Annotated in this window: 19 protein-coding genes; 10 read left to right on the top strand and 9 right to left on the bottom strand. The window is 62.0% G+C overall.

Annotated features, from left to right (window positions below; all coding sequences use genetic code 11):
* Window positions 1–312 precede the first annotated feature (312 nt).
* From HW554_RS18995 to HW554_RS18985, 3 genes are all read right to left on the bottom strand, one after another.
* A complete protein-coding gene (locus tag HW554_RS18995) occupies window positions 313–735 on the bottom strand; it encodes an STAS/SEC14 domain-containing protein (RefSeq protein WP_176910108.1) in 423 nt (140 codons plus the stop codon).
* Between the two features lie 159 nt (window positions 736–894).
* The gene (locus tag HW554_RS18990; protein ID WP_176910107.1) at window positions 895–1,257 is read right to left on the bottom strand and encodes a hypothetical protein; all 363 of its coding nucleotides are present in this window, start codon (window positions 1,255–1,257) and stop codon (window positions 895–897) included.
* A 78-nt stretch (window positions 1,258–1,335) separates the two neighbouring features.
* Window positions 1,336–1,878, bottom strand: coding sequence for a hypothetical protein (locus HW554_RS18985; RefSeq protein WP_176910106.1), 543 nt, complete (start codon window positions 1,876–1,878; stop codon window positions 1,336–1,338).
* A gap of 140 nt (window positions 1,879–2,018) precedes the next feature.
* On the opposite strand from HW554_RS18985, the gene HW554_RS18980 reads away from it, so the two are divergent.
* A complete protein-coding gene (locus HW554_RS18980) occupies window positions 2,019–2,993 on the top strand; it encodes an NAD(P)H-quinone oxidoreductase (RefSeq protein WP_176910105.1) in 975 nt (324 codons plus the stop codon).
* Window positions 2,994–3,101: 108 nt separating this feature from the next.
* Window positions 3,102–3,770 (top strand): NAD(P)H-binding protein, encoded by a 669-nt coding sequence (locus HW554_RS18975; RefSeq protein ID WP_246285490.1) that lies wholly within the window; start codon window positions 3,102–3,104, stop codon window positions 3,768–3,770.
* A 138-nt stretch (window positions 3,771–3,908) separates the two neighbouring features.
* Here the strand turns inward: HW554_RS18975 and HW554_RS18970 are convergent, their stop codons facing one another.
* Window positions 3,909–5,105, bottom strand: coding sequence for a lactonase family protein (locus tag HW554_RS18970; protein ID WP_176910104.1), 1,197 nt, complete (start codon window positions 5,103–5,105; stop codon window positions 3,909–3,911).
* A gap of 180 nt (window positions 5,106–5,285) precedes the next feature.
* Here HW554_RS18970 and ispG point away from each other — a divergent pair, with 180 nt between their 5' ends.
* Genes ispG through HW554_RS18955 form a run of 3 tightly spaced genes read left to right on the top strand, consistent with a single transcriptional unit; the run spans window position 5,286 to window position 8,501 of the window.
* Complete coding sequence (gene ispG, locus HW554_RS18965; protein ID WP_176910103.1) at window positions 5,286–7,379, top strand: (E)-4-hydroxy-3-methylbut-2-enyl-diphosphate synthase; 2,094 nt, start codon at window positions 5,286–5,288, stop codon at window positions 7,377–7,379.
* A 30-nt stretch (window positions 7,380–7,409) separates the two neighbouring features.
* Window positions 7,410–7,808 (top strand): hypothetical protein, encoded by a 399-nt coding sequence (locus tag HW554_RS18960; protein ID WP_176910102.1) that lies wholly within the window; start codon window positions 7,410–7,412, stop codon window positions 7,806–7,808.
* Window positions 7,809–7,841: 33 nt separating this feature from the next.
* A complete protein-coding gene (locus tag HW554_RS18955; protein WP_176910101.1) occupies window positions 7,842–8,501 on the top strand; it encodes an NAD-dependent epimerase/dehydratase family protein in 660 nt (219 codons plus the stop codon).
* A gap of 183 nt (window positions 8,502–8,684) precedes the next feature.
* On the opposite strand, the gene HW554_RS18950 is transcribed toward HW554_RS18955, so the two are convergent.
* Window positions 8,685–9,146 carry a nuclear transport factor 2 family protein gene (locus HW554_RS18950; RefSeq protein ID WP_176910100.1) on the bottom strand — a complete coding sequence of 154 codons (462 nt, stop codon included), beginning with the start codon at window positions 9,144–9,146 and terminating at the stop codon, window positions 8,685–8,687.
* Window positions 9,147–9,286: 140 nt separating this feature from the next.
* Here HW554_RS18950 and HW554_RS18945 point away from each other — a divergent pair, with 140 nt between their 5' ends.
* From HW554_RS18945 to HW554_RS18935, 3 genes are all read left to right on the top strand, one after another.
* Entirely contained in the window at window positions 9,287–11,056 is a 1,770-nt protein-coding gene (locus HW554_RS18945) for an AMP-dependent synthetase/ligase (RefSeq protein WP_176910099.1), read from the top strand.
* 111 nt (window positions 11,057–11,167) lie between these two features.
* Entirely contained in the window at window positions 11,168–11,341 is a 174-nt protein-coding gene (locus tag HW554_RS18940; RefSeq protein WP_176910098.1) for a DUF6728 family protein, read from the top strand.
* 100 nt (window positions 11,342–11,441) lie between these two features.
* Window positions 11,442–11,792 carry an MmcQ/YjbR family DNA-binding protein gene (locus tag HW554_RS18935; RefSeq protein ID WP_176910097.1) on the top strand — a complete coding sequence of 117 codons (351 nt, stop codon included), beginning with the start codon at window positions 11,442–11,444 and terminating at the stop codon, window positions 11,790–11,792.
* Between the two features lie 217 nt (window positions 11,793–12,009).
* Here the strand turns inward: HW554_RS18935 and HW554_RS18930 are convergent, their stop codons facing one another.
* Window positions 12,010–15,018 carry a leucine--tRNA ligase gene (locus HW554_RS18930; RefSeq protein WP_176910096.1) on the bottom strand — a complete coding sequence of 1,003 codons (3,009 nt, stop codon included), beginning with the start codon at window positions 15,016–15,018 and terminating at the stop codon, window positions 12,010–12,012.
* A gap of 116 nt (window positions 15,019–15,134) precedes the next feature.
* Between HW554_RS18930 and HW554_RS18925 the strand changes: the two genes are divergently transcribed.
* Window positions 15,135–17,003, top strand: a complete 1,869-nt coding sequence (locus HW554_RS18925; protein WP_176910095.1) for an SWIM zinc finger family protein — start codon at window positions 15,135–15,137, stop codon at window positions 17,001–17,003.
* 302 nt (window positions 17,004–17,305) lie between these two features.
* On the opposite strand, the gene HW554_RS18920 is transcribed toward HW554_RS18925, so the two are convergent.
* Entirely contained in the window at window positions 17,306–17,977 is a 672-nt protein-coding gene (locus HW554_RS18920) for a spheroidene monooxygenase (RefSeq protein ID WP_246285488.1), read from the bottom strand.
* A gap of 109 nt (window positions 17,978–18,086) precedes the next feature.
* On the bottom strand, window positions 18,087–18,599 hold the full coding sequence (locus HW554_RS18915) for a pyridoxamine 5'-phosphate oxidase family protein (protein WP_176910094.1): 513 nt from the start codon (window positions 18,597–18,599) through the stop codon (window positions 18,087–18,089).
* Between the two features lie 154 nt (window positions 18,600–18,753).
* On the opposite strand from HW554_RS18915, the gene HW554_RS21040 reads away from it, so the two are divergent.
* The gene (locus tag HW554_RS21040) at window positions 18,754–19,359 is read left to right on the top strand and encodes an acyl carrier protein phosphodiesterase (protein ID WP_176910093.1); all 606 of its coding nucleotides are present in this window, start codon (window positions 18,754–18,756) and stop codon (window positions 19,357–19,359) included.
* Between the two features lie 149 nt (window positions 19,360–19,508).
* Here the strand turns inward: HW554_RS21040 and HW554_RS18905 are convergent, their stop codons facing one another.
* On the bottom strand, window positions 19,509–19,799 hold the full coding sequence (locus HW554_RS18905; protein WP_176910092.1) for a DsrE family protein: 291 nt from the start codon (window positions 19,797–19,799) through the stop codon (window positions 19,509–19,511).
* Window positions 19,800–20,040 lie beyond the last annotated feature (241 nt).

Genomic DNA, 20,040 nt, shown 5'->3' with positions numbered 1-20,040 from the left:
CTAGTTTCGGCCGAAACCAAGCTGCCCACTCGTGTGGATGTACAGTTGTAGTTGCCCTTGTAATACCCGTCGCGGATGTCGCGCAAGTGCCGCGAATCGGTTGAAACGTCAGATAAAAGCTTTTCTCAGGCTGAGTAATCCGTTCCGGTAGTTGCCTGTCAGCACCTGAGTTAAACTCTGCAACGCCATCGGCATTTCAGCGGCTAAAAGGGCTCAGCGGCAGATTAAGGCGTGTCTGGACTACAGGAACAAACGGCAAAAGAGAAAGCAGCGCCGGCGTAAAGTGGCCTGGCAGTAATACTGCTACTTGGGCTATGCCGTCGCTTTATGCTGTGCCTGCCGCAGCCAAGCTTTAGCCTCATCAATGTTGCCAAACATTTTCATTTCGAGCCGGCCACCGATGCCTATGTGCATGGCCTCGGCCGAAATGGCCGCCAGCGCCTCGGGGCTGACAATGTGGGCGAAGTGCGTAAGGCCCTGAGCCAAGGCCCGGGGAGCCCAATCGGTTACAATCCACTCCACGGCATGGTCCCAGGGGCCGATAACCTCGCGGTTATCGTTGAGCAGGTAGGGGCAGGCATGGGCACGCAGGGGGGCCAGGCAGGCATCGGCTCCGGCCACTATGCCCGCGTAGGTCTGGTAACCTATCCAGTTGTTGTAAACCCAGTCATTGGCTTGCTCATAGGCAATGGTTAGGTATACTTTGCCGAAGCCGTTGGTAAGTTCTTGCATCATGGAGCGGAGAGCGGGACCACAGAGTGGGGTAAATCACTCAAAAATGCGGAAATAGTAGCAGTTTGCCAAATACTACCCGCTACCCCCGCAGCTTAGGGATTGATGCTTAGCTCGAAGGAATAAACATAGCTTCGGCAGCCGGGAAAGGAGCCGGCTGGTTCAGGCAAACGGGACCAGGGCGGCCAGCAGCGTGGTGGTAATGCGGTGCCACTGCGGGTAAGGCCAGCTGGTACCGGCAGCAGTACCCGCGTAGTCGATGTCGCGGCGGGCGGTGGCTACCCAGGCCAGCAGCACGGCGCGGGCCGGCAGCGGCTGGCCCGAGTGAAGCGCCCCGGGCCATTGGGCGGCGGGCCAGGAGTCGAGCAGGTACTCGGCCTGATCGGCAATGCGGGCCAGGCGGGCAGGGGTATACGGGTCGGTAGAGGGCAGATGCCGCGCAGTACGATACAGGTTGCGCAGAGCGGCACAGGCGGGCGGAAGCAAGGTCGTTAGGCCCGTTTCCGGGGTAGTATCTTTTTTCATGCGGGCCAACGTACGGACCAGTTTCAGGAGTTGGATTTCCTGTCAGGACCCATAAAAGATAAAAAATAAATAAAAATACTACAAGGAATTATTCGCCTCGCCGGCCGGTTTAAGGCCGGTCCAGGCCGGAAGCTTCGGGGGCAGTTCGTGGTCATCGGGCAGCACTTCGGCACTGCTGCCGTGGTCGGGCGCAAGGCGTTTCCAGGTGGCCGCCCGCAGTTCATCGAGGCGCCGGAGCGTATCCTGCACGGTGGCATGCTGGCCCACTTTTTCGAACAGCCCCGAGCTGCGGCCGGCTTTCAGCAGCTGCTCGACAACCAGCGGCAGCACCCAGCCTACCACATTCGAAGCCAGCGCCCCGCGCAGGCCCAGGCGCAGCAGCAACCCAGCGGCCATGCGTTCGAGCAACAGCGCACGGGCCACCGGCAACGCCTTGCCCACCAGAAAATCGCGTACCAGCTCGCCATTGCCCTTTACTACTTCGGCCCGCAGCACGTCCTGCACCGCATCGAGGGCCGAGCGGGCCGCTTTGCGGAACAGCAGACCGGTTTGCCAGGCAGCGAGCCGGCCCGTTTGGCCGGCCGTGCGCAGAAATGGAGGGAGGTGGAACGGATTTTTCATGAGGTGATTGGAAAATCGGCCGGTCAAGTTCGCCATCAGGTTCAGCAAGCTCAACGGTACCCAAAGGCGCGGTTTCTGCGTAAATCTCAGCTTACGCTTTGTCCGGCCTACGGTTGCCGGCCTTACAATACCTTCTTGCCATGAACGCCATTGTTATCAAACAGGCCGGTGGGCCCGAATGCCTGAAGCTGCAAACCTGCCCGCGCCCCGTGCCCGGCCCCGGCCAGGTGCTGCTGCGGGTGGCCGCCGCCGGCGTAAACCGGCCCGATGTGCTGATGCGCCAGGGCAAATACGCCGGGGCCTACGAGGTGGCCGGCCTTGTGCCGGGCCTCGAAGTGGCCGGCCACGTGGAAGAATGCGGTGCGGGCGTAACCCAATGGCAGCCCGGCAACGCCGTATGCGCCTTGCTGGGCCAGGGCGGCTACGCCGAATACGCGGTGGTGGAGGCTGGCCACTGCCTGCCCATCCCGGCCGGCCTGAGCCTTACGGAAGCTGCCAGTCTGCCCGAAACGGCCTTTACCGTGTGGCACAACGTGTTTCAGCGCGGGGGCCTGCTACCCGGCGAAGCGCTGCTGGTACACGGCGGCAGCAGCGGCATTGGGGTGCTGGCCGTGCAGCTGGCCCATGCCTTAGGCAGCCAGGTAATGGCCACAGCCGGCTCGGCCGAAAAATGCGCCGCCGTGGCCCGCCTCGGAGCCAATACCGTAATCAATTACAAGGAAGAGGATTTTGAAACCGTGGTAGCTGCCGCCGGCGGGGCCGATGTGATTCTGGATATGGTGGGCGGCGACTACACGCCCAAAAACCTGCGCCTGCTGCGCGATGATGGCCGGCTGGTGTTTATCAACGCCATGCAGGGAGCCAAAGCCGAATTCAACGCCCTCGACCTGATGCGCCGCCGCCTGACCATTACGGGGAGTACGTTGCGGCCCCGCTCGGCCGAGTTTAAGGCGGCGCTGGCCCGCGAGGTGGAGCGCCACGTGTGGCCGGTTGTGGCGGCCGGCCGGCTGCGCCCCGTTATCGAGCGCACCTTTCCGCTGGCCGAGGCCGCAGAAGCCCACCGGCTGATGGAAAGCAGCAGCCACATCGGAAAAATAGTGCTGCTGGTGCAGTAGCGGCGCTTCCTAAACTTTCAACCAACAAAAGGCTTTTGCTGCCGTTAGTCTTCTGCCAGGTTACGGTTGAGCTTGTATAGCCCTCCGATTTTTAAATCATCAATTCATATGAACACCGCACTTCTGATTGGGGCCACCGGCCTCGTAGGCGACTACCTGTTACGGCAGTTGCTCGCCGATGAGCAGTGGCAGCACATCAAAGTTTTCACCCGCCGGCCCACCGGCTACCAAAACCCGCGGCTGGAAGAGCATACGGTTGATTTCGACCAGCCCCGCACCTGGAACCATCTGCTGCAGGGCGATGTGCTGTTTTCAAGCCTCGGTACCACCCTGGCCCAGGCCGGCAGCCAGCAGGCCCAGTATCAGGTCGATTACAGCTACCAGTATCAGGCGGCCCAGGCGGCGGCCGAAAACGGGGTACAGGCTTATGTGCTGGTGTCTTCGACCGGAGCCGATGCCGAGGCACTGCTGTTCTATAACCGGATGAAAGGCGAACTGGAGCGCGATATTAAACGGCTGCCTTTTCAGCGCATCCGCATCATTCAGCCCGGTATTCTGGCCGGGCCGCGGGCCGAAACCCGGCCAGCCGAAAAAGTGGGTCTCTGGTTGGCTACGGCCGCCAGCACGATGCCACTACTGCGCAGCTACCGCCCCATCCATGGCCGCACCGTGGCCCGCGCCATGCGCCGTGCTGCCCTCGATGAAACCCCCGGCGTACAGACTGATACGCTCGAAGAAGTATTTACCCGGGCAGGAAAGGAAACCAAGAAAGATTAAGCCGGGACAGGCCTCTCATCCTTTGATCATGCTTCCGAAGCTGTTTATAAAGTAGAAAGAACGTCATGCTTCATCTGGCGTCCGCGCAGTCGAAGCATGACGTTCTTTCTACTTTATAAACAGCTTTTCCACTAGCACTCAGCGGGCCATAAAATCGGGTATTATTTGCAGGGAAACTGGCTTGGGTACCGTGGCCGTGTGGCCGGTTGCCGTGAGCAGGCCGGTTTGGGCATCGACGCGGAACGTGACGAGAGAGTTGGAGTTCTGGTTGGCTACCAGCAGCAGGCGGCCGTCGGGGCTGAGGGCGAAGTTGCGAGGCGTCTGGCCCTGGGTGCTCACGGTTTGCAGCAGGCTCAGGCGGCCGGTATCAGGGGCCACCCCAAATACGGCCAGGCTGTTGTGGCCGCGGTTGGAGCTGTACACAAACCGACCGTTGGGTGCCACATGAATATCGGCGGCGGTGTTGGGGGCGGCGAAACCGGCCGGCAGCGCCGATAGCGTATGAACTTCGGTGAAGGTGCCGGCCGCAGCATCGTAGCGCAACGCGGTGATGGCCGAGCTTAGCTCGTTGGCCAGGTAGGCCCAGCGGCCGTTGGGGTGGAAGGTGAGGTGGCGCGGGCCCGCGCCGGGTTGGGCCATAAAGGCCGGCGCCGCTAGCGGCTGCAGCTGGCCCTTGGCCGCATCGAGCCGATAGCCCACCACCTGGTCAATGCCCAAATCAACGGCGAAGGCAAACCGGCCGGCCGGGTCGGGGATGATGCAGTGGGCGTGGGGCTTCTCCTGCCGCTCCCGGTTCGGGCCCGCGCCCTGGTGCGCGTGGCTGGCTGCGGCCGGCCCCGGCTGCCCGTTGGGGGCCAGGGGCAGCAAAGCCACGCTGCCGCCGGTGTAGTTGGCTACCAGCGCGGCCCGGTTGTCGGGGCTCAGGCTGAGGTAGCAGGGGGCCGCCCCGCCCGAGGCCTGCCGCCCCAGGGCAGTCAGCTGGCCCGTTTGCTGATTGATGCCAAAGGCGCTGACGAAGCCGCTGGCCGCCCCCTCGAACTGGCCTACCTCGTTGGCGGCGTACAGGTACTGGTGGCGGGAGTCGAGAGTGATAAACGACGGATTGGGTCCGGCTTTTTCGGCCCGCAGCCGGGTTAGCGCCCCCTCGCCACTTATGCGGTAGAGGAAAATGCTTTCGGCCTCTGCTTCGGCGTAGGTGCCCACATACAGCAGGTAATCGGTTGGAGAGCTGGCGGGCAGGCGGCCCGCGCCGCAGCCCGCCAGCAGCGGCAGGCTGGCCAGCGCCAGGGCAAAAAGGTGCAGAAAGCTACGACGCGAAAAACCGGCAGAACGCATAGGATAGGCGGGGAAAAGTGCTGAACGGCGGTCAAGATAAGTATCCTGGTGCCAGCAGGCCGGCGGTAGCGGTTTGTTTGCGCCGGCTCGCCGCCCTGGCCAGCCGCTTGGCCGCTGCCCGGCAGCGTGTACCTTTGCTCTGCCACGCAACTTTCGCCCGCGGCCCCCGGTTTTCCTCCTATGAACACGACGTACTGCCCCAGCCTGACCGAGTATAAACGCCGCCTGAGCCGCGAGGTGAAAATCGGCGACCTGCCCATGGGCGGCCTGAACCCGATTCGGGTGCAGAGCATGACCACTGTGGATACCATGGATACGCTCGGCTCGGTGGAGCAGACGTTGCGCATGGTGGAGGCCGGCTGCGAGTACGTGCGTATCACGGCCCCCAGCGTGAAGGAGGCCCAGAACCTGCTCGAAATCAGGAAGGAGCTGCGCAAGCGCGGCTGCACCGTGCCCTTGATTGCCGACATCCACTTCACGCCCAACGCCGCCGAGCTGGCCGCCCGCATCGTGGAGAAAGTGCGCGTGAACCCCGGTAACTACGCCGACAAGAAGAAATTCGACCTCATCGAATACACCGACAGCAGCTACGCCGCCGAGGTGGACCGCATCCGGGAGCGGTTTCGGCCACTGGTGCAAATCTGCAAACAGTACGGCACGGCCATGCGCATCGGCACCAACCACGGCTCGCTTTCCGACCGGATTCTGAGCCGCTATGGCGACACGCCGCTGGGTATGGTCGAATCGGCGTTGGAGTTTCTGCGCCTTTGCGAGGAAGAAAACTACTACGATGTGGTGCTGAGTATGAAGGCCAGCAACACCCAGGTAATGGTGCAGGCCTACCGCCTGCTGGTGCAGAAGCTCGACACCGAAGGCCTGCAGCCCTACCCGCTGCACCTGGGCGTAACCGAAGCCGGCGAGGCCGAAGACGGCCGCATCAAGAGCGCCGTAGGCATCGGTACGCTGCTCGAAGACGGCCTCGGCGACACCGTGCGCGTAAGCCTCACCGAAGCCCCCGAAGCCGAAGCCCCGGTAGCCCGCGCCCTAATTGACCGCTACACCCACCGCGCCGAACAGGCAGATTATATCCCAGCCGTTAGCTTAAAGCTGTTAGCTGATAGCTCTCCGCTGAACGAAACGAACGATCAGCAGCCAGTCAGCAATAGCTCAGATAAGAACGAAGCTAACAGCCAGCAGCTATCAGCTAACAGCTCAAAATACAATCCTTTCCAATACCACCGCCGCGTAACGCGGGAGGTGCTCAACTTTGGGGGGCTGAACGTGCCGCGGGTGGTCGTGGACTTCTCGCGTCTGCCGGGGCTGGAGTACGCCGATTTGCGGGCCGCCGGCCATCTGTATTCGGCGTTTCTCGACAAGTTTCAGATGAGTGATTTGGGGGCCGACTACCTGTACTCGGGCCAGCGGCCGGTGCCGTTTATGCTACCCAACGGCCTGCGCGAAATGGTGGATTACAGCGCCTGGCTCGATGCCGGCCAGCGCCCCGAACACTACCCCGTGCTCACCCAGGCCGAATACGCCGCCGCCGGAGCCCGCCACCCCGCCCTGAACTTCGTGTTTCAGAACCTGGCCTCGCTCACGCCGCCCACGCTGGACCAGCTGCGCGACGATGCCACGGCCGTTATCATCCTCTACACCGATAACGCCCACGCCATGCCCGAAATCCGCCGGGCGTTCTTCGAGATGCTGAACCACGAGGTGCCCAACCCGGTGGTCATCAACCGCCAATATCCGGCCCTCACGCCCGAGCAAACCCAGCTCTACGCCGCCACCGACGTAGGCGGCCTGTTGCTCGACGGCTTCGGCGACGGCGTGGTGCTGAGCACCGAACTGCTGCCCGAGCGCCCGAAAGCGGAGTGGCTCACGGTGCTCGACCAACTCAACCAGCTCAGCTTCGGCATCCTGCAGGCGGCCCGTACCCGCATGAGCAAAACCGAGTACATCAGCTGCCCCAGCTGCGGCCGCACCCTGTTCGACTTGCAGGAAACCACCGCCATGATTCGCCAGCGCACCGACCACCTCAAGGGCGTGAAAATCGGCATTATGGGCTGCATCGTGAACGGCCCTGGCGAAATGGCCGACGCCGACTACGGCTACGTGGGCGTGGGCAAGGGCAAAATTGCCCTCTACCGCGGCCAGGATGTCATCAAGAAATCGGTGCCCGAAGCCCAGGCCGTCGACCAGCTCATCGACCTCATGCGCGAAGACGGCCGCTGGGTGGAAAAGGAGTTTTTGGAGGAGCCGGTGGCGGGGTAGAGTAACATCTTAATAAAGGCATGTAGCAAAATGGGCGATTCAGAAGCGCTAGGAATATGTATTTCCTTACACGATGCAGTTGTTGACAGCTTTAAGTTCGACCCCGCGCGTGCCCGGCTTGAAATTGTTACCTGGAGAAAAATAGAGAATGATAGTCTGCGATGTTACCAGTTAATCATTTCTGGTATCAGAGATGTAAAAGGTGTTGAAAAGGCGCAAGCTGCAATTGATAGAGTTCTTGTAAAAGCAAAACGCAGCAGCCTGGGATTTCGAATAGATGAATTCAACTGTAAAAAACAGCCGACCTCACAGCATGGAAAGGCATTCGTAGTCAATCTGACCATTGACCATCTAGCGCCCATAGTAGTGGAATGTGCAAAATGCACCCTGCAAAATGTAGGTAGCGAGCTGTTGGCTTTTCAGCCTTAAACCATCCCCACCCCTCACAACTCCCCGCACCCCATGAAACTACGCGTAATCATCACCGGGGCGACGGGCATGGTGGGGGAGGGCGTGCTGCACGAATGCCTGCTCAACCCCGATGTCGAGCAGGTGCTGTCCATCAGCCGCCGGCCCAGCGGGCAGACGCATGCGAAGCTGCGGGAAATCTTGGTGGCCGACTTTTTCGACCTCGCGCCCGTGGCCGACCAGCTGGCGGGCTACAACGCCTGCTTCTTCTGCCTCGGCGTGTCGTCGGTGGGGCTGAAGGAGCCCGAGTACCGCCGGCTCACGTACGAACTGACCTTGCACTTCGCTCACACCCTGCTGGCCCGCAACGGCCCCGACCTCACATTCTGCTACGTGTCGGGCGCAGGCACGGCCAGCGGGAGCCGGCAGATGTGGGCGCGGGTGAAGGGCGAAACCGAAAACGCGCTGCTAGCCCTGGGTTTTCGGGCGGCGTACATGTTCCGGCCGGGTTTTCTGCGACCCACGCCGGGCCTCCGCAACACGCTGAGCTACTACCGCTACATCAACTGGCTGTACCCGCTGATGCGCCAGCTGGCACCGCGCTATTTCGGGACGTTGGCCGGACTGGGCCGGGCCATGCTGCGGGTGGCGCAGGGCGGCTACCCGCAGCCGGTGCTCGAAGTGCCGGATATCGAGCAGTTGGCCAACGGGTAACGGCCCGGGTTGCGGCCGGCTCGTGCTACTTAACCCAGGTTGGGGAGGTCGGTGTAGGGGCGGGGCTTGCCCCCGCCCGCCATTAGCACGAAGGGTTAACCAACTGTTTGGAGGCCCCGCAAAGCACCTGCTAACGGCGGGCGGGGGCAAGCCTCGCCCCTACACCGACCTCCCCAACTGTTGCTACTTACACTTCTCCTTGCGGCGCGTGTCGATGACGTGGGCGATGCGCCAGCCATCGGCCAGCTTCACCAGCTGAAACGAGTTGTAGCCGCAGTGGCTGAAGGTGCTGCCCAGGTAGAACTCGTAGGGCGTCCAGACGCTGGCCAGGTTGGCGTCGATGAGCACTTTCTCGAACGATATGCGCTCATCCCACACCTGCGGATGCGGCGTGCCCACGGCCTTCACAAAACCCGACGGACTTTCGGGGCGTAGCTGGGTCTGGCCGTTTTTGGTGGTGAGCGTATGAAAAACTGCCCCCGGGGCCAGCGTGGCGCGCACGGCGGTGCTGTCGCCGCGGCGCATGCCCTCGAAAAACCGGCGAACGGTTTGCTGCACGGCTTCCGTTTCGGGGTTTGGCTGGGTTTGGGCGAAGGCGGCCGGTGCGCTTAGCAGCAGTAGCGGCAACAGAAGCAGGGGTTTCATAGGCAGAGCTACAGCGCAGATAAGGGTCTGTAAAGCGAATGTAGTTTGATAATATTATGGCCTGGTACCATTGCCACCGCGAAGCCGGCTATTTTTGACTGACTGTCGCGTTTCTGGCAGCATATCCCGCCCTGTTTTCTATGACGTTTTCCCGCACCTTCGATTTGCTGGCCCACCTGGCCGAAACCACGCCGCAGGCCGACTGCCTGGTAGAAAAGCGCGACGGCCGCTGGCAGCCCCGCAGCGCCCAGCAGGTGCAGCAAAGCGCCGACCAGCTCAGCCTGGGCCTGCGGACGCTGGGCGTAGGGGCCGGCGACAAAGTGGCCATCATCTGCGCCAACCGCCCCGAGTGGGTGGTGGCCGACATGGCCATTGCCCAGCTCGGGGCCGTGAGCGTGCCGATGTACCCCACCATCACCGTCGACGACTACCGCCACATTTTTCAGGATGCCGGCGTGCGGGTGGTGCTGGTGCAGGATGCGCCGCTCCTGGAAAAGGTGAGGGAGGCCGTGGCCGGGCTCGAAGCGGGCCCCGAGCATATCTTCACCTTCGACCCCACACCCGGCGCCCCGTCGTACACCGACCTGCTGGCCCAGGGTGCCACCGCCGACCCGGCCGAGCTGGCGCCGCTGCGGGCCGCCGTGCAGCCCGACGATTTGCTCACGCTCATCTACACCTCGGGTACTACCGGCCGCCCCAAGGGCGTCATGCTCAGCCACCGCAACATCCTGTTCAACTGCGAGAACCTGCTGAGCTACCTGCCGCTGGCGCCGGGCTCCAAAACGCTTAGCTTCCTGCCCCTGAGCCATATTTTCGAGCGCACCGCCACGTTTCTGTACCTGCAGCTGGGCTTCAGCATCTACTACGCCGAGAGCGTCGCGCTTATTGCCGACAACTTGCGTGAGGTGCAGCCCCACGCCTTTACTACCGTGCCGCGGCTGCTCGAAAAGATATTCGACAAGATTGTGGCCACTGGCCAGCAGCTGACCGGCACCAAGCGCAAGCTCTTCGACTGGGCCCTGGCGCTGGGGCTGCGCTACGATACCCAGCAGGACCAGGGCTGGTGGTACAACGCGCAGCTGGCGCTGGCCAACAAGCTCGTGTTCAGCAAGTGGCGGGCAGCGCTGGGCGGCGAGGTGCGCTTTATTATCTGCGGCGGCGCGGCCCTGCAGCCGCGGCTGGCGCGGGTGTTCTGGTCGGCTGGCATACGGGTGATGGAGGGTTACGGCATGACCGAAACCTCGCCCGTAATTGCCGCCAGCCGCCCCGAGCCGGAGAACAACCTGATTGGGGCCGTGGGGCCGGTGCTGCCCAATGTGGAGGTGAAAATTGCCACCGATGGCGAAATCCTGACCCGCTCGCCCTCCGTGATGCGCGGCTACTACAACCGCCCCGACCTTACGGCCGAGGCCATCGACGCCGACGGCTGGCTGCATACCGGCGACATTGGCGAGCTGGTGCAGGGCAAGTTCCTCAAGATTACCGACCGCAAAAAAGAGATGTTCAAGAACGCCAACGGCAAGTACGTGGCTCCCCAACCTTTGGAATCGAAGCTGTCGGAGTCGCCGCTGGTGGAGCAGGTGATGGTGGTGGGCGAGGGTGAGCGGTTCACGGCCGCGCTGTTGGTGCCGGCCTTTACCGAGTTGCGCACCTGGGCCACCGGTCAGGGCCTGCCCGCCGAACTGACGGACGAGGCGCTGGTGGCCGACGAGCGGGTGCAGCAGCGCTATGAGCAGTTGCTACAGGCAGCCAACGCCAGTTTTGCCCAATGGGAGCAGATTAAGAAAGTGGCGCTGGTAGCAGTACCGTGGAGCATAGAATCAGGTGAGCTAACGCCCACGCTCAAGGTGAAGCGCAAAATCATCCGCGAGAACAATACGGCGCGCCTCGAACAACTCTACCGCGGCTAAAGCCATAGAATATGCGGTAACATGGGTTAAATAAGGCCTTATTCTGGCCCGCCGGAAAATCTTTTTTTGGTGGCAGGTGTTATAATACCGAACCCGCTATATCTTCATCCCATGCGCAAAGACCTGTTCAACCTCGGCCCCGTATTCGGTTATTTTTTCCGCAAGAATGACCCCAGCCGGCCTTCCAATTTCAACTTGCGGACCATGCACTTCATCAATAAGCTGAGCATGTCGATGTTTCTGGTGGGGCTTCTGGTACTGCTCTACCGCTGGTTCCTCCGCTAAGTCGGAACTGGCATCTCGGCAGCCAAAGCCGCTGCCTGCTATATTTAAGCCGCCTGTTATGCTTTCTGCGTGACAGGCGGCTTACTTTTCCGTCCAGCCCATGCACATCGAGGATTTCCGCGACTATTGCCTGCTCAAGGCCGGCGTTACCGAAGAAACGCCCTTCGGCCCCGATACGCTGGTATTCAAGGTCGGCGGTAAGATGTTCGTCCTTACTGACCTCAACACCTTCGCCAGCATCAACCTGAAGTGCGACCCTGAGCGGGCCGTGGAGCTACGCGAGCAGCACGAATATGTGCTGCCCGGTTACCACATGAACAAGAAGCACTGGAACACGGTGCTCATCGGCACGGGCATCCCGGGCCAGCAGCTACGCGAGCTGATTGACCACTCCTATGATTTGGTGCGCGCCTCCCTGCCCCGGGCAGTGCGGGAAGGAATGGAGGGGTAGAAACAGAACTGTCATTCAGAGCGAAGCAAAGAATGACAGTTCTGCTTTTAAGCGCTAAAAAACAATCCGGGGAGGGCGCTGTAGGGGCGGGGCTTGTCCCCGCCCGCCGTCAGCAGGTGCTTTGCGGAATCTGCAAACAGTCAGTCAACACGTTGTTCTAATGGCGGGCGGGGACAAGCCCCGCCCCTACAACGCCCTCCCCGGCTTGGGTTAAAAACTACACCACGATATTCACCATCCGGCCGGGCACCACAATCACCTTTTTGGCGGGCTTGCCTTCGGCGAAACGCTCCAGAATATCCGTGGCGCGCACGGCGGCCTCGATTTCGGCGGCGGTGGCGGTGGCCGGGAACTGCAGCTGCTCGCGCACCTTGCCGTTGATGGCCACCGGGTAGTTCACCACATCCTCGACCAAATATTCCTCGCGGAACTCGGGGTAGGGGGCCGTGCTGATGGAACCAGCCGCGTGGCCCAGCTCCGACCATAGCTCCTCGGCCAGGTGGGGCGCGTAGGGGGAAAGCAGCACCACCAGCGGCTCCAGAATGGCCCGCTTGTGGCAGTCGAGGGCCGTCAGCTCGTTCACCGTAATCATCAGGGCGCTGACGGTGGTGTTGAACGAGAACCGCTCAATGTCTTCCTCCACCTTGCGGATGGCCTTGTGTAAGGCCTTTAGCTCGGCGGGTGCGGCCGGTTCGTCGGTTACGGCGAAAGCGCCATCCTGCGGGTGGTAGAGGCGCCAGAGCTTCTTCAGGAAGCCCGCTACGCCGCTCATGCCGTTGGTATTCCAGGGCTTGAACTGTTCCAGCGGCCCCAGGAACATCTCGTACATCCGCAGCGCATCGGCCCCGTAGCGCTCAATCAGCGTGTCGGGGTTCACCACGTTGTACTTCGACTTCGACATCTTCTCGACTTCATGATGAATTTTGAAAGGTTCACTTTCAAGGCATTCATTCATGTCAAAGTCATAAAAACGTCCTCCGTGCCAATAACCGGAGCTACACATAAAAATGCACTCTTCCCCTAGCCACTTTTGGAATTGAATTTGGCCTTCAGGGGGTAATACATTATTATCAACGTACTCTACAGGGACATGTCTTTTGGAATAATATTTCGCTCTATCGCTCATATCTTCCTTCCAAAATACTTTTCCTAAAGTAGAATCAGCACTATGAAATGCAGTAACTAAACGATTACCAAAGTGAATCTTCTTAGGCCCTACATCACCATTGGGAAAATGGTAATTAGATGCGGCTGCACCGATATCCCTAACTATAAAAGCGGACACTCCCAATATCATCCCCTGATTAATCAGTTTCTGGAAGGGCTCGGGGGCCGTTACTAGGCCCAGATCTTTTAGGAACAGGTGCCAGAAGCGGGAGTAGAGCAGGTGGCCGGTGGCGTGCTCGGCCCCGCCGAGGTAGAGGTCCACGTTCTGCCAGTAGGCTTCGGCCTCCTCGCCCACGAAACGGTCGGCGTTGTGCGGGTCCATGTAGCGCAGGTAGTACCACGAGGAGCCGGCCCAGCCGGGCATGGTGCTCAGCTCGTAGGGGTACTGGCCCTTGTAGAGCCAGTCCTGGGCGCGGGCCAGGGGCGGCTCGCCGGTTTCGGTGGGCTTGTACTCGTCGATTTCGGGCAGCACTAGGGGCAGATCGGCTTCGGCCACGCCGTAGGCTACGCCGTCCTTATAATAAATCGGGATGGGTTCGCCCCAATAGCGCTGGCGGCCGAAGATGGCGTCGCGGATGCGGTAGGTGATTTTGGGCTCGCCCACGCGGTTGGCCCGCAGGCGCAGGCGCAGCTGCTCGGTGGCCTCGTCGTAGGTGAGGCCCGTGATGAAGCCCGAGTTGATGTAGCGGCCTTCCTTGGTGGGGTCGGCCTGCTGGTCGAGGTGCTGCTGGCCGTCCAGAATCTGGCGGATAGGCAGGTTGAAATGGGTGGCAAACAGCCAGTCGCGCTGGTCGCCGCTGGGCACGCCCATCACGGCACCGGTGCCGTAGCCGGCCAGCACGTAGTCGGCGGTCCAGACGGATACAAACTCCAGCGTGAACGGGTTCTGCACGTAGAAGCCGGTCGGCGCGCCGCTCACGGTTTTCACGTCGGTCTGCCGCTCGCGCTCCGAGCGGTTGGTAGCAGTCTTCACGTAGGCCTGCAGATCGGATAGGGTTTGCGAGGCCTCAGGCGAGTAGTCGGCCTGTGCCGCGGCCCGCTCGCCCATTGCCAGCGTCAAATCCAACTCGGGGGCCAGCACCAGGAACGTGGCGCCGAAAATCGTGTCGACGCGGGTCGTGAATACCTCGATTTCCTCGGGCTGGGGCTTCATGTCGCCGTCGGAAGTGCGCAGGTACACCGGGAAGCGCACGCTGGCGCCGATGCTCTTGCCAATCCAGTTGCGCTGCATTTCCTTCACGGCATCGGGCCAGTCGAGCTGGTCGAGGCCACGCAGCAGGCGGTCGGCGTAGGCGGTAATGCGCAGGTTCCACTGGGGCATCAGCCGGCGCTCAACGGGGAAGCCACCGCGCTCTGAGAGGCCATCCTTCACCTCATCATTGGAAAGCACCGTGCCCAGGCCGGGGCACCAGTTCACGTAGGTGTCCTGCTGGTAGGCCAGCCGATAGGGATGCACGGCCTGAAGGCGCTGCTTTTCGGTGAAGCTCTGCCACTGCCCGGCCGTAAACTCGTGGCGCTCGGCCTCGTCGCCGGCCGCCCGGATGTTGGCGCTGCCGTTGCTGGCGAACTTGTCGAGCAGCGTCTTCAGCGGCTCGGCGCGGTCGGTTTCCAGGTTATACCAGCTGTTGAAGAGCTTGAGGAAAATCCACTGCGTCCACTTATAGTAAGCGGGGTCGGAGGTGCGGATTTCGCGGCTCCAGTCGTAGCTGAACCCCAGGGCCGAAAGCTGGCGGATGTAGGTGCTGATGTTCTGCTCGGTGGTCAGGGCCGGGTGCTGGCCGGTCTGGATGGCGTACTGCTCGGCCGGCAACCCAAACGAGTCGAAGCCCATGGGATGCAGCACGTTGAAGCCGCGCAGCCGCTTGTAGCGGGCCACGATATCGGAGGCAATGTAGCCCAGCGGGTGACCCACGTGCAGCCCCGCCCCGCTGGGGTAGGGAAACATGTCGAGGGCGTAGTATTTGGGCTTTGCGGAAGCGTTATCGGCCTGGAAAGTTTGGTTGTCTTTCCAGAAGTCTTGCCATTTCTTCTCGATATCCTGGGGATGGTAGCCGGGCATGGTTGACGGAGCTGTTAGCTGATAGCCGCTAGCGAAGCGCTGGCGGACTGGGGGGAGAGGCGTTGAAGCGGGTAAAATTACGGAAATTTACCCCCGGCAATTCAACCCCCAGCCCTATGTTTACGCGCTCCGACCTCAAAGCCGCCGCCAACACCTCCAGCTACGAGCGGGGCCAGCAGTATTTCAAGCAAGGCTACGTGGGCAAAGTCACTCGCGAAGGCAACACGTTCAAGGCCCGCGTGGAGGGCTCGGAGCGCTACAAGGTGCGCCTGACGGTGGAGAAAACGGGGGCCAGCTACCGCTGCAACTGCCCCTACGATTACGACGGCATTTGCAAGCACGCCGTGGCGCTGGGCCTGGCCGTGCTGAAGAAGTTCGGGCCGGAAGTTGAGCCCGACCCGGTGCCCGATACCAGCGAGCAGGCGCTCTTGCAGGCGCTGATGGATACGCCGGTTACCACGCAGCTGGCCTTCCTGACTAACCTGTTGCGCACCCAGCCCCAACTGCGCGAGCAGTTTCTGCTGCAAGTGAGTCCCGCCGTGAAACCGGCCGCGCCGGTGGCGGCCCCGAACGCGCCCGCCGCTGCTGCTGCTGCTGCGCAGGAGCTGACGACTACCGAGGAAGTCAGCACGGAAGTGTACGAGGCGCTGGCCGACCTGGCGTTTGATGACGATGCGCTTCGGCAGCAGACCGATTACTACGGCGACTACCTGGAAGACGAGGGCGACGGGATGCTGGAGCTGGCCGACGAAATTATCCAGGACGTGCTCCAGCCCTTTGCCCACTTCGTGGCCGAGCACCTGGCCCACGGCCGCCTCACCCGCGCCTTAGAGTACTGGATTGGCGTGTACGAGGGCGCCACCGCCGCCATCGACCCCGCCGCCGACGACTATGGCCTGTTCAGCTACGAAGGCTACCCGGCCCGGGTGCTGGAGTGCTGGGGCCGGCTGCTCAGCGAATCGGGGGCCGATGCGCGGTTGGCCACCCACGACTTTGGCGAGGCCGAAACCGCCGCCGCCCTGGCCCTGCTCTTCGACCGCTACGCCGATGCCGGCTACCCGCCCGACGCGTTTGCCGCCCTGCTCACGACCCTGACCCGCACCCCCGCCGTGGCGGCCCAGCTGCACACCCGGCTCGAAGCTGGGGGCCGGCCCCTGAGCCTCGACCAGGCCCACGTGCTGCTGTACTCGGCCGAGGTGTTGGCCGACGACGCGCTCTGGGTGCGCACCGCCGAAGCCCACGCCGGCCACGATTTCGGGCTGCTGCTGCGCCTGCTCGATTACTACCGCCAGCACGCCGACCGGCCCCACCTGCTACGGCTGCTGCACGCGTATCGCGACCAGTTCAGCCACCGCCTCAATGCCTACGTGCTGGCCCACGTGCCGCCCACCGAAGACGAGCCCCTGTATTTGGCAGCTCTGGAGCAGCGCTGCCGCGACACCCAAAGCCTGGCCGATTACGAGCAGCTGCGCAGTTATTGGAGCGAAACCCAACGGCGCACGTTCGTGGACGAGCTGGTGCGGCTTAGCCTCCGGTGGTCCGACCCACTGTTTGGGGCCGAGCTGCTGGTGGCCGAAAACCGGGAAGCCGAGTTGCTGCCGCTGCTGCTCAGCCGTCAGTGGTCCACTACCGGCAGTATCCCGGAGCTGCTCGCCCTGGCGGCCCGCACCCAGCCCGAAGCCTGCCTCGACGCCGTGATGGAGCGCACCGAAAAGCTATTGGCCGACACCCGCGGCCGCGACCTGTACCTGCGCATCACCTCCTGGCTGACGGTTCTCAACCAACGGGAAACCCTCCGGCCCCAGGTGGCCCTGTTCGCGGCCCACCTCTACACCGAATACTTCCGCCTGAATGCCCTGCGCGAGGAGCTGCGGGCCGCTCAGCTGGTGAGAACCGAACAGACTGGCAAAACGTACCGCTTGGTGCCACCCGCTCCCGAAGATGATGAACTCCGGGAACTGCTGCGCGACCGGAAGAAGCGGTGAGTAAGAAAGGCCAGAAGGGAGGGAGTAAGAAGGGAATGTCATGCTGAGAGCAGCCGAAGAATCTCTACTGCTCCGTCGTAATTGTTGAAGCTGTTTGGGAAGTCAAAGGAACGTCATGCTGAGCTTGCCGAAGCATCTCTACCGTTTCGTTACAGTTGTTCAGCGAGGCGGTAGATATGCTTCGGCAAGCTCAGCATGACGGTCTGATTGATTTCGGGTACTTCCTGAACAGCTTCGTTACAACAAAGCGGTAGAGATTCTTCGGCGGCGCTCAGAATGACTGATTTTTTCCTACTCTGTGCCTAATCCCAAGCGCCCTCGGTGCTCAGCACCCGGAACCGGGCGAACATTTCCTCCGAGTACCAGTCTTCCTGCCGCGTGAGGCGGATAACTTCCTTGTGTTTCTCGCTGCGGTAGGCGTAGTCCTGCATGGCGCGGGCCGAATCCCAGAGGCTGACGGTGGCCTGGCGCACAATGGGCATCTCGCCCAGCCCGATGGCGGCCCGCACGCCCGGCGCATCGGCAATGGTGGCACTCACCGGGGCCACGTAGCGCCAGAAACGGGGCGTTTTCAGCAGCCGGATAGAAGCCCGCGTGAGTACCAGCACCGGCGCGTCGGCATCGGCTGGTTCGGAGGCATAATCAAACGGGTTCACCCCATCCCAGAGCCCGTGGGACTTGATAGGAGCCAGGCGGGCCGTCCAGATATCGGTGGTACGCTCCCGGAACTGCTGCCAGAGCGGATGCCGGCCGAAGAACTCCGCCGCCGCCGCCTCCGATTCCCAAACGGCCATAAAACCGTAGCGGCGCAGGTTAGGCAGGACTCCGAAGCCATTGGTAGCGCCGCTGCCCAGCAGCTTGGCAAACCGCAGGCCTGCCACCCGCCGCAGGGGCTGCTGGGCCGTGCCCATCTGGGCAAATCCCCAGCGCCGCTGGTCGGGGAGGAGCGTGATAATGGAAAGCGTGGTCAGCAAGGGAAGAAGGATAATTGAAAGGCTCTGCGCACCTCTGCGGGGACTGCCAGCGGAACAACAAAAAAGGGCCGGAATTGCTTCCGACCCTTTGCAATCAGCCAAATATAGGCTACTTGACTTCTACTTTGGCGTGCTCGTTTACGTCGTCGGAGGTGCTCCGCTCGCCGGTAGCCAGGGCCCGCACATAGGCGTAGGCCTGGGTGATGAGGCTGCTGGGTGTATCCCAGTACTCGCCCTTGTCGATTTCCACCTTCAGGATGTAGATGCTCTCATCTTCTTTGCCCTTGGGGAACCAGGCGCGCATGGGTTCGCTCCAGAGCTTATTAATTTCGGCCTGGTCGCGGTAGGCGTTGGCTCGGCCCGAAACCGATACGTAGATATTGTCGTCGGGCTGACCGTAGCTTAGGTTTACGTGGCTGTCTTTCTTCACCTCGTACACCTTGGCCGAGTCCTTGTCGGTCAGGAATACCAGGGCGCTGCTGCCATCGGGCTTCTGGGTATACATGGGGCGGCTGCGCAGGCTGCCGTCGTTGTCCTGGGTCGTGAGCATAGCAATGCGCACTTCCTTGATTTTATCGAGCAGTATGGAAAGGTCGTGGGTAACGTTGGTTGGCTTCGACATGGGTTGGGTTCGTAAGGAAAGAATCTGGGCTAAGAACTATTGCCCGGGGGCCAGGGTTGGTCCGGCGGGTCGCCTATCTGTACGGTCTGCCCCGGTGGTTGGTTGGCTTTTGCGGCGTAGTCTGTAAGCCACCCTGCCGTATTTTCCGCTGCCCATGAATTTTCTGGCCCACCTGCTGCTTTCCGGCTCCCCCGCCGACACACCTCAGTACGATGACATCGTAGTAGGCAACTTCGCGGCCGAAGCCGTGCGCGGCCGGGCCGGGCTGCTGGCCTATCCCGAGCCTGTGCAGCGTGGTATCCGCCTGCACCGCTTCATCGACTCGTTTACGGATACCCACCCCGTTGTGCGCCGCACCACGGCCCGCCTGCGCGAAGCCGGCTTGGGCAAGTGGGCCGGCGTGGTGGCCGACATGGGCTACGACCACCTGCTGGCCCGCGACTTTGCCCGCCACCATCCGGCTGAGCCGCTGCCCGACTTTGCCCAACGCCAGTACGCGCTGCTGCACGCCCGCCGCCACGAAATACCCGAGCGCCTGCAGCCCCTGCTGCACCACATGCGCCACGGCGACTGGCTGACCGGCTACGCTCATCCCGCCGGCCTGGAGCAGGCGTTGCAGGGACTCAGCCGCCGCGTGCCCGCCGGCGCCATAATGGCCACCGGGGCCGCCGCCTTCCTGGACGAGCTGCCCGCGTACGAGGACGATTTCGCGGAGTTCTGGCCGGAGCTGCGGGCAGGGGTAATGAGTTCAGACAAGTAACTGACAATAGTGCGCTCCAGGCCTACCATTCCGCTCACAAACGCATTCACCAGCACCAGTAAGCTGAACTGCTGCCAGTTTTCGCGCAGACCGAAACGCAGGATCATAGAAGTTGCGTTAGACGAAGCCAGGGATAAGCTACCCCTTTATCAGGGGTGGATGATAGCCCAACCCTGGGCCTGCCAGATAATCAGCTCGCCGTTGCCGGTGGGCACGTAGCCGATGAAGGGGAACAGCTCGTCTTTGCTGATTTTGCGCTCCTTCATTGTGTTCAGGCACTGCGCCATGATAACCCCCTGCTGCTGCAATGCCTTCAACTCGGCCTTGTATGGCTGGGCCTTGCGAAACACGTCGGTGCCGCCGTAGGCAACCAGCTGCATCTGCAGCCGGCCCTTCAGGCGCGGGTCGTCCAGCGCGTTTCGCATGTTTTGCAGCGTCATCTTAATCAGCTTGGGGTCGTCGCTATTTAACTGAAAAACGACCTGATAGACTTCCCTGTCGGCTATGGGTCGGTAAACCCGGCGGCGGGGCTGGTCCCGGCCGGGGGCGGCGTTTGTGCACTAGCAGCGTGGCTGGCCAGCAACAGAGCCAGCACAGCAGAGAGGCGAACGGTAGCATTTAGAGCGGTTCTTGGGTTGGTGTATGGTTTTAGGTTTGTCTTCTGGCCATGAAAGCGTATTC

This window comes from Hymenobacter lapidiphilus (assembly GCF_013377885.1).
GTDB lineage: Bacteria > Bacteroidota > Bacteroidia > Cytophagales > Hymenobacteraceae > Hymenobacter > Hymenobacter lapidiphilus.
Note: the sequence above shows the minus strand (reverse complement) of the source record. Positions and strands in the feature narration are given on the sequence as shown.